Genomic DNA, 12913 nt, shown 5'->3' with positions numbered 1-12913 from the left:
CCGCTGCCCTCTCCGTGGTGGAACGAGGATTCCGCCGCCGCGGTCACGGCGTCCGGAAATATTCATCCTTTTGCCGTCTTCCGGTGTGGGCGTAATGGCTCAACGGCCCTGCGGCAAATGGGTGACCGCATCGCGGCGCCCGCATCGATTTCGTCCTCATCTCGTTCCCAACGGGGCGAGAAAGAGTGGTCCGTTGCGGCCACGAGGGGCGGCGCGAACAGCGAAGACCGGCTGCCTCATCGCCTTCCGTCAGCTTCCGTGCACAAGTCAAATCGAAGGGCCGAGGATTTTATGCGCAAGCTCCACAAGGTCGCGCTGGTCGTCGCAGTAGCCGGCGGCTTGGCCGGCATCGGCGCCGGCCCCAGCTCCGCCGCCTCCCTCGCGAACGACGGCGCCGCACCGTCTCCTGTCGCGCAGTCCGACGCCGATGCCTCCGCCGCGGCCTCCGCCCACGCGTCGGCGCAGACGGGCGGCTCGACGGCTTCGCAGCAGGCGACACCGCAGCAGGGCACCCAGGTCGCTCCGCAGCTCAACCCGCAGGTGAACCCCCAGCTCAGCCCGCAGATCACTTCTCCGGCCGCGCCGCCCCAGCAGGAACAGAACGCCACGGCGGGCCAGACCAATCTGTTCCGCCCGTACGAGGAGTGCAGCCCGCAGACGGTGCTCGACGTGAATGTCCCCGTCGCTCTGCTCGCCGACTCCCAGACCCGGGGCGTCGACTGCACCCAGGCCAACAACCAGTTGAACTCGTTCGCCAGCGCGCAATAGCGAGCGCCACCAAACGTCCAGGACCCGGCACTTCGCCCGGGCCGTGGGCGGCGCCGCACCGACTCGCCCATGAGCAGCTTTTCTCACTTGGCCGACATGATCCCGAAACGGTGCGCCATCGCACGTTTTGCGTCCTTTGACGCTAATCTCCCGTAACTGTAAAAGGTCGATCTGGAACAGATCGACCACTCACCTCTCACCGGAGATGACATGCGCAAGCTTCGCAACGCTGCTGTCCTGTTCGCTGCGATCGGCAGCATCGGCTTCCTGGGCGGCACGGCCCACGCCGGCGGCGACCACGGAGACCACTTCAGCGTCACGCAGAGCACCACCTGCAAGTCGCACGACCTGAACCTGGACGTTCTGGGCGAGGTCGGCGTGCTCAACGGCCTGCTGGGCGACGCCCTCGGCGGCGAGGGCAACCCCGGTGGCCAGGCCACCAGCCTCGGCTCCACCATGGGCTGCAACGAGAGCGCCTTCTGAGACCTTCTCCGGCGTGAAAGCGCCGGGTGATGAACGCCTCCTGGCGCCGGGCATCAAGTCCGGCACCAGGAGGCGTTCTCGTACGCCGGCAGGCCGCGGCGCCGCCCGGTGGCCTCGTGGCCGCCGGAAAGGTTGCGTCCGCCGAGTCGCCGTCGTCCCTGCGCGGCCGGCCGATGCGCCGGGACCGGTGGCCGGGTCCGCAGCAGACCGGCACCACCGGCTTGCGGCAGCGCTGTGACCAGGTCCTGGCCTGCGGCGGCGTCATGGCGAAGACGGCAAAGCCCGGCTTCGTCCTCGAAGACGAGCCGGGCTCCCGTCGTCCCGCTCCGGCTCAGGCCGGGCCGGGGCCGGGCCGGGCTGGGGCCGGGCCGGGGCCGGGCAGGACCAGCCGCCTATGACGTGGGGAGTTCGGCCTCGGTGGAACACTTCGCGACCGGCCCGCCGTTGGCGGGTTCGTCCTTCAGGAGCGTGCCTCCCAGGCCGGCCACGTGCGGCCGGCTGGTGGTCGAGCAGTTCTGCTCCTGCTTGATGGTCTGCGTGCCGTCCTTGTCGACGTACGTCCTGCTCTTCTGCACGCAGACGACGCCGCTGCGCGCGGCGCGGTGGCAGTCGTCCGGTTTTCCTTCGGCGTGCGTGGGTCCGGCACCGGCGAAGAGCACGGCGAGCCCTCCCGTCAGTGCGGCGGCGGCGGTGGCGGTCTTCCGCGAAGAGAACATGTGCTGCGTTCCTTTGCCATGAAGGCCCGGGCGTATCTGTGCCGTTGACCGGCGTCGCCCCGGCCGGAGAGGTCGTAGAAGGTGATCGTGCGGCCGGCGGTGGAACGGCCCGCAGCCCGGACGCGAACCCGCGTCCGGGCTGCCCTGGCCATGGCGACACGCCATGCGCGGACCGGGCCGGTGCCCTCCGGCCGGGCCCGGGGCCGCGGGTGGTAACCACCTGCCGCAGCCGGGGAGTCGGCGGGCGGGTCAGCGAGCCGGCGGCGGTGGCCTGCGCGGGCATGCCGTCGTCGCCACCGCTGTGATGCGGTGCGCTGGGGGACCTGGGGGCTCAGCGATGCTGGTCGGGCGTCTCCCGCTCGGTGCCGACCCTTTGCGGCGCCCTGGACGCGAGGGGCGCACAGGTCACCGCAGGCCCGATCCGGGACGTGCCGCTGCCCAGGGCGGCGGGCAGCACCGAGGGCTTCGTCGGCATGCAGTTCTCCTGGTGGGGGACGACGCCGTTCTCCGGGATCTCACCTTCGATGTGCTGTGTGCAGGTGATGGCCCCCTGGGCGTCGCGCACGCAGGTTCCCGGGTCGCCCGCGGCGTGCGCGAGCCCGGCGGACGCCAGGGCGAGGCCGCCGACGAGCCCGAAGACAGCCACGGTCTTCTTCCTGCTGAACATGTGATGCGTGTCCTTATTCACGGGCGCCCGGGCACCGTCCGCCGTGAACGGTGCCCGGGCGCTGTCGGTGACATTCGGCCGGCCGGCCGGGCGGTGGCCCCTGGCCGGAGACGGCCCGAAGGGATCCGCGCCAGGTTCCGCCCTGATGCCGCGACCTTCAGTGAGTGGAAGGGTTGTTGTGCTGGTTGCAGGTGGTGTCCATGGTGTGGCCGAGCCCGAGGACCCCGACCGGGATGTCGTTCTCGAGCACCGTCTGCGGGCTGCACTCCTGGTAGGGGCGGTACGGGTTGGTCACGTGCGGCCCGTTGTCGTGGCTGTCGGCGACGGCGGTGCCGGCTCCGGCACCGATGGCGGACAGGGCGCCGGCCGCCACCGCCGCTGCGAGCACGGCCTGCTGGAACTTACTCATGGGACCCTCGGTTTCCATTGCTTGCACAGAAGGCTGATTGCCTAGAGTAACGGGGGAGACACTAGCAGTAGCAGCGCGAGGCGTTCCAACTGACGACCCCCATACGTGTTCTTCACGTGCGGCCCCCGGGATGCGCCCCAAGTTGCCAACTCACCATTCACGACCGCGTTTTACGGTCAGGACCGCGACAGGTGTTCCCCGTGCATCGCGTCAACTTTGGTGAAACGCAGGGAACTCGCTTCAGGACAAAGACGGCTGCGCTGTCCGGAAAAGATACGAGACGCTTTTCCCGGACCCGAACGGCGGCACACTCCCGGCCAATGGACAGGGCATGCGGAAATCGTTGCCCGGTCCGGCTGTTGACACTCCAGGCGGGGCGGGGACGACCGAAGGCGGTGTGCATGCCGGGGAGTTGGACTTCGGCGCAGTGGCGTCGGCAGCCGGGCTACCGGGTGAGAGCGGCGAGAGGGGCGTCCAGGGGCTGCACGTACCCCGGGAGGGGTTCGAGAAGGTCCCACCGGCAAACAGCCGCGATCTCCCCGGTGGGCTCGAAGGTGCGGGACCTGGTGCAGGACCCTGCGTACAGGGCCAGGTACTCGGCTCGCCGGTCAGGCGCCAGCACGAACCGCGCACAGCCGGTGAACCGCAGCCGTTCGTCGGACTGCTGCCCGCTCTCCTCCCTCAGCTCGCGCGCGGCAGCCCGGCGAGGGGATTCGCCCTCTTCGATGCTCCCCCCTGGAAGCTCCCAGGACTGGCGGTACCGGTCGAAGACCATGAGGGCGCGGCCGGCCCGCCACAAGGTGACCAGCGCCGCCGGCAGCGGGGCGTCTGGCGGCGGCGCTGCCTCGCCGCCCCGTGTGAACGAGATCAGGAAGTTGCCGCGGCCGTCGGCTGCAAGCGGTTCATGTGCGGGGAAGGCCACGGCCGGATGCTTCCCCGTGCGACTCCACGGGAAGCCCCCGCCTTCGCGCTCCGGCCGGCCGGACTCCCGCCACCGCCCAGCGAAAGCCTTCGTACGCGATCCGTACGGTCAGCTTACGCGAATGGTGCGGTTTCTGGTTAGGCTGTGGGGCAGGAGGTCATCGATGTCCGAGTTGTTCGACGCGGTCGACGCGCTGGTCGCGTCCCGTTCTGCGCTGCCGCCGGCGGAGGAGCGCAAGCGGCTGCGTCAGGCCCACGGCCTGACGCTGGACGACGTGGCCGCCGCGCTGAAGGTGCGCCGGGCGACGGTGTCCGGCTGGGAGTCGGCCAAGAAGCCGACCGAGCCGCGCGGCCCCGAGCGTGAGGCGTACGCACGGCTGCTGAACAAGCTCGCGGAGCTCTACCCCGCCCCCGCCCCGGCCGCGGTGCTGGCCGCCGGCCGGCCCGCCCCGCAGGAGCAGCCTGCAGCCCCGGCCTCGAACGCCGCGGCCATGACCACCCCCGGGAACGCCCGGACGGCCCCCGCCCCCGCCCCGGCCCCCGCTGCGCCCGCCGCACCGCGCCCGGCACGTACCGCCGGGAGCACGTCGGCGTCGCGCCGCCCCGGCGCGCGGAAGGCGGCCCCGGCCGCGACCCCGGCGGGCGGCGCCGAGCCGCGGTTCGAGAACGGCCCGCTGGCGGTCGTCGACGTCGATGCCGAGGGCACGGTGCTGGCGTACTGCACCGGCGGCCTGGTCCTGGAGGTGCCCGCCAAGTCGGTCCCGGCCCTGGTGGACTGGACGCTCACGGAGGCGAAGCTCGGTCAGCCCAGGCTCGCCGGGCCGGGCAAGGACGCCGACCCGCTGCTCGTGCTCACCGGGACCGCGCTGAAACGCTACGGCCTGCCCGTCGCCCTGACGCAGGAGGAGCGGCTCGCCGGGCGCCTGCCCGAGGGCCACAAGGTCGTCAGGCAGCTCGCGCGTGCGGAGTGGAAGCTGACGAAGCGCGGCTTCGGCCCGTGGGCGCGGATCTACCGACCCGCGACCGGCTCGGAGCGGGCCTGCGTGCAGTTGTGCATCCCGTCATGGCACGCGCTGGACACCCGGCACTGGGGCGAGGCCGCCCAGCTCCCGCCGGCGGAACTCGCCCGTGTCCTGGGCGTGTACGCGTCCCGGGTGATGACGCCGCGCGGCTCCACCGCCGTCACCGGCCTGGAGCTGATGACCGCGCTGCACCCGCCGACCCGCGCCTCCGAGCCCGGCCCCGACGGCAAGCGGCACTCCGAGCACAACCCCGGCTCGCTGGGCAAGGACCCGGTCGATCCGGCGCCGTGCGAGGCCCCCGACGGACACCCGCTCCTCAAGGACCTGCCGCGGTTCCACGTACGGGGACCTGCGGAGAAGCTGTTCGAGGAGGCGTACGACTGGGCACGGCCGATGACGGACGCCGAGTGCGCCCTGCGCCACCTGGTCGGCATCGACGTCAACATGGCCTTCGCCGCCGGCGCCAACGGCCTGACTGTCGGCCTCGGCGCGCCGACGCACGTCACGAACCCGGTCTTCGACCCGAAGCTGCCCGGCTCGTGGCTGGTCGACCTGTCCCACGTCGATCTGTCGAAGGTGAAGGTCGGCAAGGACAAGTGGGCGGAGCTGGACGCGGGTCTGCTGCCTTCCCCGTTCACACCGAAGGGCGAGCGCCCCGAGGGCCCGGCCTGGTACGCGACGCCCACCGTGGCGTACGCGGTGGAGCTCGGCTACGGGGTGCGCCCGCTGGAGGCGTGGGTCCGGTACGAGAACGGCCGGTACCTGGACGGCTGGTACAGCCGGCTGCGTGACGCCTACCTCGCCACGATGGCCGACCTCGGCGTGCACGCGGACATGGCGCCCGAGGATTTCCTGGCGGCGATGGACGGCTGCAAGGAGCGCGACCCGGATCTGGCGATCGTCGTCTCGGCGATCAAGGCGACGGTCAAGGGCGGCCTGGGCAAGCTGCGCGAGCGGCCCCGCGGGGAGGGCTGGCGGCCGGGCGAGCCGTGGCGGGCCCTGTCCCGCCCGACCTGGCGGCCGGACATCCGGGCGGCGGTCATCTCCCGCACGCGGATCAACCTGCACCGCAAGATCGTCAAGCACGCGGCGTTCACCGGGCAGTACCCCATCGCGGTCCTGTCCGACTGTGTCGTCTACGCGGCGGGCGGGGAGAGTCCGCTGGACTTCCTGCCCTATCGGGAGGGCAAGCCGCTGCCCGGCGGCTTCAAGCTCGGCATCAACCCGGGCCTGGTCAAGCACGAGGGCACGCAGTCCGTGCTGTGGGGCGAGGCGGTCCGCGAGCAGTTCGACGCCCCGGAACTGAACCTCGCCCGCTACATCAAGGACGGCACCGTCACCGACGCCGACAACGGAGAATAGGGGAAGGCGACGATGACCCTGTTCGGGGACGGCCTGGAGGCCGCCGTGCAGAAGGCGTTCACCCGCCCGGCACCCAAGAGCGCGCCCGCGCAGATGCGGTACCTGGTCAAGCAGATGAAGGGCACCAGGGCGGTCGCCCAGATGCTGCGGATCTCCCAGCGCACCGTCGAGCGGTACGTGAAGGACCAGATCAAGAAACCCCGCCCGGACCTCGCGGCACGCCTGGAACGCGAGGTCAAGGCCCGGTGGCAGCCGCAGATCCGGGCCAGGGCCCGGCAGAAGGCGGCGACGACGGGCGGCATCGTCATCGACACCCGCGCCCGCATGGGCTACACCGCGCCGATCGGGTCGACGGACCAGGACCGCATCCGCCACCTGACCGTCGCCCTGCCCCCGCAGTACGCCGCCCGCCTCTTCGACGCCCAGGAGCAGGGTGCCGGCGACGCCCGCCTCCGGGAGATCGCGGCGGAAGCGCTCAAGGAGGTGTACTTCCAGGACGGCGGCCGCCGTGCCGGCTCCCTGGAGGAGGTCCGGTTCACGGACATCGAGTACCTGGAGTTCGACCTGTAGCAGCGCCGCGCCTCCCGCGATGCCGTGTCCCACGATGTGACTGAGCGCTTCAGTTGGCGAGTGAGCGCTTCAGTTGGCGAGTGAGCGCTTGGGTTGGCGGATTGAGTGTTTCAGTTGACGGCGTGTGTCGCGTCGATGCGGATGGCGAGCTCGCCGCAGTACTCGCCCAGTACGGGTTTCAGCAGCGTCCAGCAGTCCGCCGCCGGCTCGGATCAGGCCCCTTCGGAAGGAACCAGCACCAGTCGGCCGCGTATATTGCCCGCCGCAAGGCGATCGTGAGCCTCGGCCGCGCGCTCAAGCGGGAGGATGTCGGCAACCCGCAGAGTCAGATCCATGGCGGCGAGCTCAGCCAAGGCGGCCCCGTCAGAACTGATCCACTGCTGGTGGACCCGGATGCCGCGCAACGGGAGCGGGGCTGAACCGCCGACCACCGTGACGTAGGCACCCCTGGTGCGGACGGCGGCCAGGGCGCGCATTTCGAGTCCTGCCGTGTCGAGCGCGCCGTCGGTGCCGCCCGGCACCAGGCGCCGGACATCAAGCGCGAGATCGGAGGCGTCACGGCTGACGATCCATTCGGCGCCGAGACTTCGAACGAACTCTTCGTCGGCGGCGCCGGCCTGGGCGATGACGCGCAGGCCGCGCCGCGCCGCCAGTTCGACGGCAAAGCCACCGACCGCCCCGGCCGCCCCGGTCACCAGCACGGTGTCGCCCGCAGTGAGATCGAGCAGGTCGAGGGCCTGGAGGGCGGTGAGACTGTTCAACGGCAGCGTTGCCGCGGCCACAGCAGAGACACCGGGCGGAGCGGGTGCGACTGCCGCGGCGTCCAGGACCAGGTATTCGGAGTAGGCCCCCAGCGATACGTCGAGCAGGTTTGCGCAGCCCGATCACCTGCTGGCCCGGCGCGAACGCCGTTATGCCCACTCCGAGCCGGTCGACCACGCCCGCGACGTCCCAGCCGATGCCCGTGTGCTCGCGGGCGGCCATCAGCCCGGCTTCGACGAGTGCGCCGGAACGGGTGGCCAGGTCGACGGGATTGACGGTCGCGGCCTCGACGCGGATCCGTATCTGCCCGGGGCCGGGTTCCGGCAGCGGAACCGTCATCAACTCGAGCACCTCGGGTCCGCCGTAACCGCGGGCGACCACCGCCCTCATCCGCTCTTCAGTAATCATGTTGCACACCGTAGAGATTGCTACTCTCCACTGGGAAGTACGCACTTCGAGGTGCCTACGGCACCGGAAGGAGGGCCATGGCCACCCGCACCGCCGCCCAGCGTCGAGCCGAGGCGCGCGTCTCCTACGACGCCTACCTCGCCGAATGCCCCGCCCCGCAACTGTTGGACCGCATCGCCGACAAGTGGGTCAGCCTCGCCGTCAACGCGCTTGCTGACGGGCCACAGCGGTACACCGACCTGCAACGCAGGCTGGCGAGCGTGAGCCAGAAAATGCTCACGCAGACTTTGCGACATCTGGAACGCGACGGGCTGGTCTCGCGGACTGTGATCCCTGCCGTCCCAGTCCGCGTCGAATACGAACTGACCGCGCTCGGCCGCTTGCTGCTGCCGGTCATGTGCGCGATCAAAGGATGGGCAGAGGAACACATGGACGAGGTGCGCGCCGCCCGCGTCGCCTACGACGCGCGGGCTGACGGCCCGGCGGCACGTTGATACGTACGCCGACAGCTCAACGCTCAACTCGCCAGCTGAAGCGCTCAGTCACACACGAGCTGCTGCACGGCGAGGACCCGCGTCCGGTCAGTGGGGGCGGCCTCCAGCCCGCGCCGAATCGATGAAGGACCGGGTGAAATTCCTTCTCACGCGGACCATGGACTCAACGAAGGACCTGGCGGCGCACCTGGGCACCTCACGCCGGATGACGGGGAGCCACCACACTCGGAAACCTGGCGAGACCTCAGAAACGCCACCGGCCCACCCTGTCGGAAGCGGCGCACTCGAGGAAAACAGCAGGCCAGACCCGCACGGAACGCGAGCGGGCAGCCACCCCACCGGCACGATGGTTGAGTGAAGGCGCACTTCGGATTTACGTCCAGGGCAGCCCGGACGACGGCCGCAAGCGCACTGCCACCACCGCGATCTCCCTCACCTACACGAAGCGGATCCTCGAACCACAGGAGGCCGGTGCGACGGAGAGAGACCTACGTCCGGCCGTCGCTGACGCCATCATCGAGTCGCAATTCACCAAATAGGGCACCCGCACCGAGGCGGCACGCGGATTTCAGGGAATGTTCAGTCCATAGAATTCCGGTCCAAGTACAGCCGAATCCAGAACAGACGTATTGTCACCGGCAGGCCCGCGGGTACACGAGGGCGACCCGCCAGGTACCTCCGAATATAGCCACGCCGACGCCCTTCCCTCGCCCTGCGAGCCGGTCAATCCCGCCCACGCATCGGCTGACGCGTGGTACGCGCCGGGCGGGGGTACGTCCCGGCCGATGTCGATGCCTGGGCCTGCGGTCAGTGGCCGCCGCTCGGGGGCTCGCAGCCGGTGCCGTCGGGGTAGCCGCCGAAGGCATCCGCCTTGGTGGAGGCACTGCTCATCGTGCCCTCAACACACCAGGGAGAGGCGCCGATGTCGATGAGGAATCCGACTCCGGTGGGCCCGTTCTGGTAAGCCTGCATCTTCCCTGCGGAGTAGCCGAGCCTGGTCAGCGCCGCACGGACGCTGTCCGGTTGGAAGTTGCCACGCTGACGCAACGGTTCGAGTGCACTCAGGACCCGTCCGACGGCGGTGAGCCCGTCGCAGCGGCTCTGGCCGTGGAGCGGGATGGGGACTGTGAAGCCGTGGTTTTCGGCGTAGTGGTCGGTCGGCGGCACGGTTGAGCTGGGGGTGGTGACGGCCCTGGGCGCCGTCGGCTCGGGGCTCTCCCCGGGGCAGGGGAAGTCCGCTGGTCTGCTCGGCGTTGGGTGCGAACGCCGGTACGCGTCGGCGGCATCCCCTGCGCGCTGCGTTCCGCATCCCGCCGCCAGCAGGATCATCACCGCCAACGGCAGCATCCTGAACCGGGTTCTCGTCTTCCTCAGCGTCGTCATCCCTCCGACCCTTCCCCACGGATCGGTGCGCGTCATGGGTCCTCGGTCGGAGAAACCTCCGCGGGTGAGGACACCCTCGCAAAACCTGCCGACGATGACGGACATGGGCCACCGTTCCGCAGCCGAGGGGGCCCGGAGGTCGCAAGGTAGCCGCCCACCAGTTGTTCTGGAGGAGCAGAACAACGCGGTTTACCTAGTGCTACCGGCAGTACGGGAGCCGACCCGAATGGGCTCCGTTCATGGCTTCAGTGCGTCGGCCAGGTAGGCGGCAAAGCCGGATTGGTGGGTGCGGGCCTGGTCCACCTCCTGCACGCGGCGTTCGGCGCGGCGGGCCGCCTTGAGCAGTCCACGGCCCGCGCCAGGCCCACGGCGTTCACGGCGATTGTGAAGAACGACGTCAGTGGCTCTGTACTCGCGGGCCAGTCGTTGGCGGGGAGGCCGTAGTGGTGGGCCAGTTCCTGGGTGGAAGCTGAAGTTGTGTGTCACGGCCTACTCGTACCGCGTCGGCAGGGACTTGGATGGTGGCGCGTGGGTTCACCTGCCCGGAACGCCCGTAGGGGCCGTCCTGGCTGCGGTTTCCCCTCCAGGGGAATGGTGTACCGCTCCGGGCATGAGAACGGCGCCGCACCGATGAGGTGCAGCGCCGTGGCGGCCAGCGTCGGCGGTTGAATCAGTGGACGCGCTTGAGACGGGGCGGTTTCGTGATGGGCGTGACGTTGCCCTTCGCCTTGGCCTCGGCCTTGCGGGCCTTTTCGTTCAGGTGGAGCTGGAAGCGGCGTTCGTACTCGTCCTCGAAGTCGCCGGCGTCCAGCCGCATGTCCTTCGGTATGGCCTTGATGGCGCGCTGCTGCTCGCGGGGATCGTTGAACGCGGCGATCATCGGGTGAAGCTGGAACCGTCCGCGGCGGACCACGGTGACGAGCCGGGCGGCGACCAGGTGCGGCATGGCACGGCTGATCATGCCGCGCTCCATCGCGAGGCCGGACGCGAGTTCATCGTGCGTGGCGACGACCAGGCCGCCCGGCTCCTGCTCGGTCATCATGTGCAGCAGCAGCGTGTAGGCGGTGGGAGGAAGCCGCGGTACGTACGCGAGACCGTTGAAGCTGCCCCACAGCACGTTGCGGCGCGGAACCCATTCCTCGGCAGCGGACGTCATGACGTGGCCTTCCCTTCCCCATCCGACTCCTTGCGCACTTCTAGTTTCGCGCCGGGAGCGGCCATCGCCCGGAACGCTTCGGGCGCGTCCGGGTCCTCCATGATCTCGCGCAGCAGGTCCAGCTGCTCCACCCTGTCGCCGATACCCGCCTTGGAACGCTTTTTCTCGCCCTCGCGCGGCTCCCTGAGCCCTCCCCTGAGCGACGCGGCGGGGTTCAGCTGGTACAGGCCCCGCTGGAGCCGTCGCAGCGCGCCGTCGGCCTCCAGGACGTTGAAGACCCGGCTGATGTGAGGCCGGCTGTACCCGAGAGCTTCAGCAACGTCCTCGTGGGTCGCCTCGATCAGGCCGCCCGGCTTCTGGGACCCCATGAGGGTGAACAGCACCACCAGGACGAACCGGTCGCCGTCGTACCGCACGGCGGCCCAGCGCATGAACTCCAGACTGTCCATGGAGAACGCCTCGCCGATGAAGCCCGTGCTGGCGCCGATCGGGAAGACCTGGGCGGCGTGGCCGGCGGGCAGCTCGATCGTGGAGCCGGAGGCCCGGTTGTACGCGGTGGGCGGAGGCTTCGGACGGCGCCGACGACGGGACGGCGCACCAGGCAACTTCGGCGCTGCGCTCCCGTCCAGGGGCCCTGAGCTCATGGGGTCGCTGTCTCCTTGATCGTCGTGACCTCAGCACCCTAGCGGAGAACCGTGGCAGTAGTGCCACCAAAACGCGGCAGCGCCGCCACGAAAGTCACACGAAGGTCAGCCCTGGACTGACCTTCGCCGTCGGCCACCGACGACCGGCCCCCTGACGCACCGCAAACCGTTTCGTGGCAGCAGTGCCACGAAACGGTGTTCACGGGTCAGGACCGTCTGACATCCCGACCGAGATATGTCAGTCCAGGGCTGACATATCTTTCCGCACGCGGCTCGCTGACCTGCGGAAACGCCCGGCTCTTACCTCTAGAGCGTGCGCGCGCGTGATACCGGATCTCTGTCGTTCGGATCAAGCACCGCCACGCCGCGGGATCCGCCCATCAGCAGCAGTGCCGACCGGGCCCCGTCGTGGCGCAGCGGCTTCGTGTGCGGCTCCGCCGATCTCGCGCGCCGCCGTAGGCGGCAGCAGCGACTCTGAGCCTCGGGTGGTACCGGCCCTGACGTTCAAAAGCACAGAGGTGTGGCTGGTCCCCGCGAGTGGTTCCGCCGCCCGGCCCCGGGGGCCGTTCGGCTCCCGTACCTCCGCACGCTGGAATTTCCACTTTCCGATATCCGAGGTACCGTTCTGTGGCTGAGGTCCGAGTATTTCCAATTCGTAATTCCTCGCCTAAGTTCTGGGCCGACTACGGCCGCTGATGGAGTCTCAAAAATGGACCTCCCACCTCGGTCGTTAGTGGGTGTCCCGTCTTTCTGCCAATAGAACATGGTGCATCAATCTGATGCACCCGGTACACTCACGAACTCTCACGAATGAGCTACCCCCCACCCCTGTAGCCAGCTCGGCCCGCGTTAGCGGGCCCAACGGTTCTGGAGGCGCAACCGGAAGGACCATTGGGCGGGGGAGCGCAGCGGACCCGCCGACTCTCGGCCGGAGCGAAGCGGAGGCCGGTAAGTGGGACGCAGTCCCACCCGTCCGGAAGCGCAGCGGACCGACCATCAATCCCGGTGCGCAGCACCGGGATTGTGCGGGACGCGCAGCCTCCCGCCAGCGCTCCCGCGGAGACGGAGCTGCCGAGCACGCGGGCCAGCAGTCGTCCCGCGGCCGCTTTCGCCGACGGTGCCTGGTAGTTGACGACGAGGGTGCTGCC

The 12913-nt window shown here is 69.9% G+C and carries 13 protein-coding genes and 1 pseudogene; 5 read left to right on the top strand and 9 right to left on the bottom strand.

What is annotated here, in order from left to right:
• The first annotated feature begins 291 nt into the window (after window positions 1–291).
• Both AB0927_RS38795 and AB0927_RS38790 read left to right on the top strand, forming a co-directional pair.
• The gene (locus AB0927_RS38795) at window positions 292–768 is read left to right on the top strand and encodes a hypothetical protein (protein ID WP_366672563.1); all 477 of its coding nucleotides are present in this window, start codon (window positions 292–294) and stop codon (window positions 766–768) included.
• 210 nt (window positions 769–978) lie between these two features.
• Window positions 979–1251, top strand: coding sequence for a hypothetical protein (locus AB0927_RS38790; RefSeq protein ID WP_366672562.1), 273 nt, complete (start codon window positions 979–981; stop codon window positions 1249–1251).
• A gap of 392 nt (window positions 1252–1643) precedes the next feature.
• On the opposite strand, the gene AB0927_RS38785 is transcribed toward AB0927_RS38790, so the two are convergent.
• The 4 genes from AB0927_RS38785 to AB0927_RS38770 form a co-directional block, all read right to left on the bottom strand.
• Window positions 1644–1967 carry a hypothetical protein gene (locus tag AB0927_RS38785; protein WP_366672561.1) on the bottom strand — a complete coding sequence of 108 codons (324 nt, stop codon included), beginning with the start codon at window positions 1965–1967 and terminating at the stop codon, window positions 1644–1646.
• A 331-nt stretch (window positions 1968–2298) separates the two neighbouring features.
• Window positions 2299–2634, bottom strand: coding sequence for a hypothetical protein (locus AB0927_RS38780; protein ID WP_366672560.1), 336 nt, complete (start codon window positions 2632–2634; stop codon window positions 2299–2301).
• Between the two features lie 157 nt (window positions 2635–2791).
• Complete coding sequence (locus tag AB0927_RS38775; RefSeq protein ID WP_366672559.1) at window positions 2792–3043, bottom strand: hypothetical protein; 252 nt, start codon at window positions 3041–3043, stop codon at window positions 2792–2794.
• A gap of 445 nt (window positions 3044–3488) precedes the next feature.
• The gene (locus AB0927_RS38770; protein WP_366672558.1) at window positions 3489–3965 is read right to left on the bottom strand and encodes an NUDIX domain-containing protein; all 477 of its coding nucleotides are present in this window, start codon (window positions 3963–3965) and stop codon (window positions 3489–3491) included.
• A gap of 163 nt (window positions 3966–4128) precedes the next feature.
• On the opposite strand from AB0927_RS38770, the gene AB0927_RS38765 reads away from it, so the two are divergent.
• The gene (locus AB0927_RS38765) at window positions 4129–6348 is read left to right on the top strand and encodes a helix-turn-helix transcriptional regulator (protein ID WP_366672557.1); all 2220 of its coding nucleotides are present in this window, start codon (window positions 4129–4131) and stop codon (window positions 6346–6348) included.
• Window positions 6349–6360: 12 nt separating this feature from the next.
• Window positions 6361–6918 carry an XRE family transcriptional regulator gene (locus AB0927_RS38760; RefSeq protein ID WP_366672556.1) on the top strand — a complete coding sequence of 186 codons (558 nt, stop codon included), beginning with the start codon at window positions 6361–6363 and terminating at the stop codon, window positions 6916–6918.
• Window positions 6919–7130: 212 nt separating this feature from the next.
• On the opposite strand, the gene AB0927_RS38755 is transcribed toward AB0927_RS38760, so the two are convergent.
• Both AB0927_RS38755 and AB0927_RS38750 read right to left on the bottom strand, forming a co-directional pair.
• Window positions 7131–7700: a zinc-binding dehydrogenase gene (locus tag AB0927_RS38755; protein ID WP_366672555.1), complete on the bottom strand. Its 570-nt coding sequence runs from the start codon at window positions 7698–7700 to the stop codon at window positions 7131–7133.
• A 160-nt stretch (window positions 7701–7860) separates the two neighbouring features.
• A pseudogene (locus AB0927_RS38750) lies at window positions 7861–8019 on the bottom strand (NADP-dependent oxidoreductase); the annotation flags it as partial.
• A gap of 146 nt (window positions 8020–8165) precedes the next feature.
• On the opposite strand from AB0927_RS38750, the gene AB0927_RS38745 reads away from it, so the two are divergent.
• Window positions 8166–8582 (top strand): helix-turn-helix domain-containing protein, encoded by a 417-nt coding sequence (locus AB0927_RS38745; protein WP_366672554.1) that lies wholly within the window; start codon window positions 8166–8168, stop codon window positions 8580–8582.
• Window positions 8583–9389: 807 nt separating this feature from the next.
• On the opposite strand, the gene AB0927_RS38740 is transcribed toward AB0927_RS38745, so the two are convergent.
• From AB0927_RS38740 to AB0927_RS38730, 3 genes are all read right to left on the bottom strand, one after another.
• Complete coding sequence (locus AB0927_RS38740; RefSeq protein WP_366672553.1) at window positions 9390–10070, bottom strand: hypothetical protein; 681 nt, start codon at window positions 10068–10070, stop codon at window positions 9390–9392.
• Window positions 10071–10635: 565 nt separating this feature from the next.
• Window positions 10636–11121, bottom strand: a complete 486-nt coding sequence (locus tag AB0927_RS38735; RefSeq protein WP_366672552.1) for a hypothetical protein — start codon at window positions 11119–11121, stop codon at window positions 10636–10638.
• Window positions 11118–11765: a helix-turn-helix domain-containing protein gene (locus AB0927_RS38730; protein ID WP_366672551.1), complete on the bottom strand. Its 648-nt coding sequence runs from the start codon at window positions 11763–11765 to the stop codon at window positions 11118–11120. Before AB0927_RS38730 ends, AB0927_RS38735 begins: the two co-directional genes overlap by 4 nt.
• Between the last annotated feature and the right edge of the window lie 1148 nt (window positions 11766–12913).

This window comes from Streptomyces sp. NPDC048106, from assembly GCF_040706415.1.
GTDB lineage: Bacteria > Actinomycetota > Actinomycetes > Streptomycetales > Streptomycetaceae > Streptomyces.
The sequence above is the reverse complement of the archived record's forward strand: the minus strand, read 5'-3'. Positions and strand labels throughout refer to the sequence as shown.

Excerpts from the sequence above, each read along its gene's own strand:
- AB0927_RS38795 (WP_366672563.1), top strand. The coding sequence starts at position 292 with ATGCGCAAGCTCCACAAGGTCGCGCTGGTCGTCGCAGTAGCCGGCGGC.
- AB0927_RS38790 (WP_366672562.1), top strand. The coding sequence starts at position 979 with ATGCGCAAGCTTCGCAACGCTGCTGTCCTGTTCGCTGCGATCGGCAGC.
- AB0927_RS38785 (WP_366672561.1), bottom strand. The coding sequence starts at position 1,967 with ATGTTCTCTTCGCGGAAGACCGCCACCGCCGCCGCCGCACTGACGGGA.
- AB0927_RS38780 (WP_366672560.1), bottom strand. The coding sequence starts at position 2,634 with ATGTTCAGCAGGAAGAAGACCGTGGCTGTCTTCGGGCTCGTCGGCGGC.
- AB0927_RS38775 (WP_366672559.1), bottom strand. The coding sequence starts at position 3,043 with ATGAGTAAGTTCCAGCAGGCCGTGCTCGCAGCGGCGGTGGCGGCCGGC.
- AB0927_RS38765 (WP_366672557.1), top strand. The coding sequence starts at position 4,129 with ATGTCCGAGTTGTTCGACGCGGTCGACGCGCTGGTCGCGTCCCGTTCT.
- AB0927_RS38760 (WP_366672556.1), top strand. The coding sequence starts at position 6,361 with ATGACCCTGTTCGGGGACGGCCTGGAGGCCGCCGTGCAGAAGGCGTTC.
- AB0927_RS38745 (WP_366672554.1), top strand. The coding sequence starts at position 8,166 with ATGGCCACCCGCACCGCCGCCCAGCGTCGAGCCGAGGCGCGCGTCTCC.
- AB0927_RS38740 (WP_366672553.1), bottom strand. The coding sequence starts at position 10,070 with ATGTCCGTCATCGTCGGCAGGTTTTGCGAGGGTGTCCTCACCCGCGGA.
- AB0927_RS38735 (WP_366672552.1), bottom strand. The coding sequence starts at position 11,121 with ATGACGTCCGCTGCCGAGGAATGGGTTCCGCGCCGCAACGTGCTGTGG.
- AB0927_RS38730 (WP_366672551.1), bottom strand. The coding sequence starts at position 11,765 with ATGAGCTCAGGGCCCCTGGACGGGAGCGCAGCGCCGAAGTTGCCTGGT.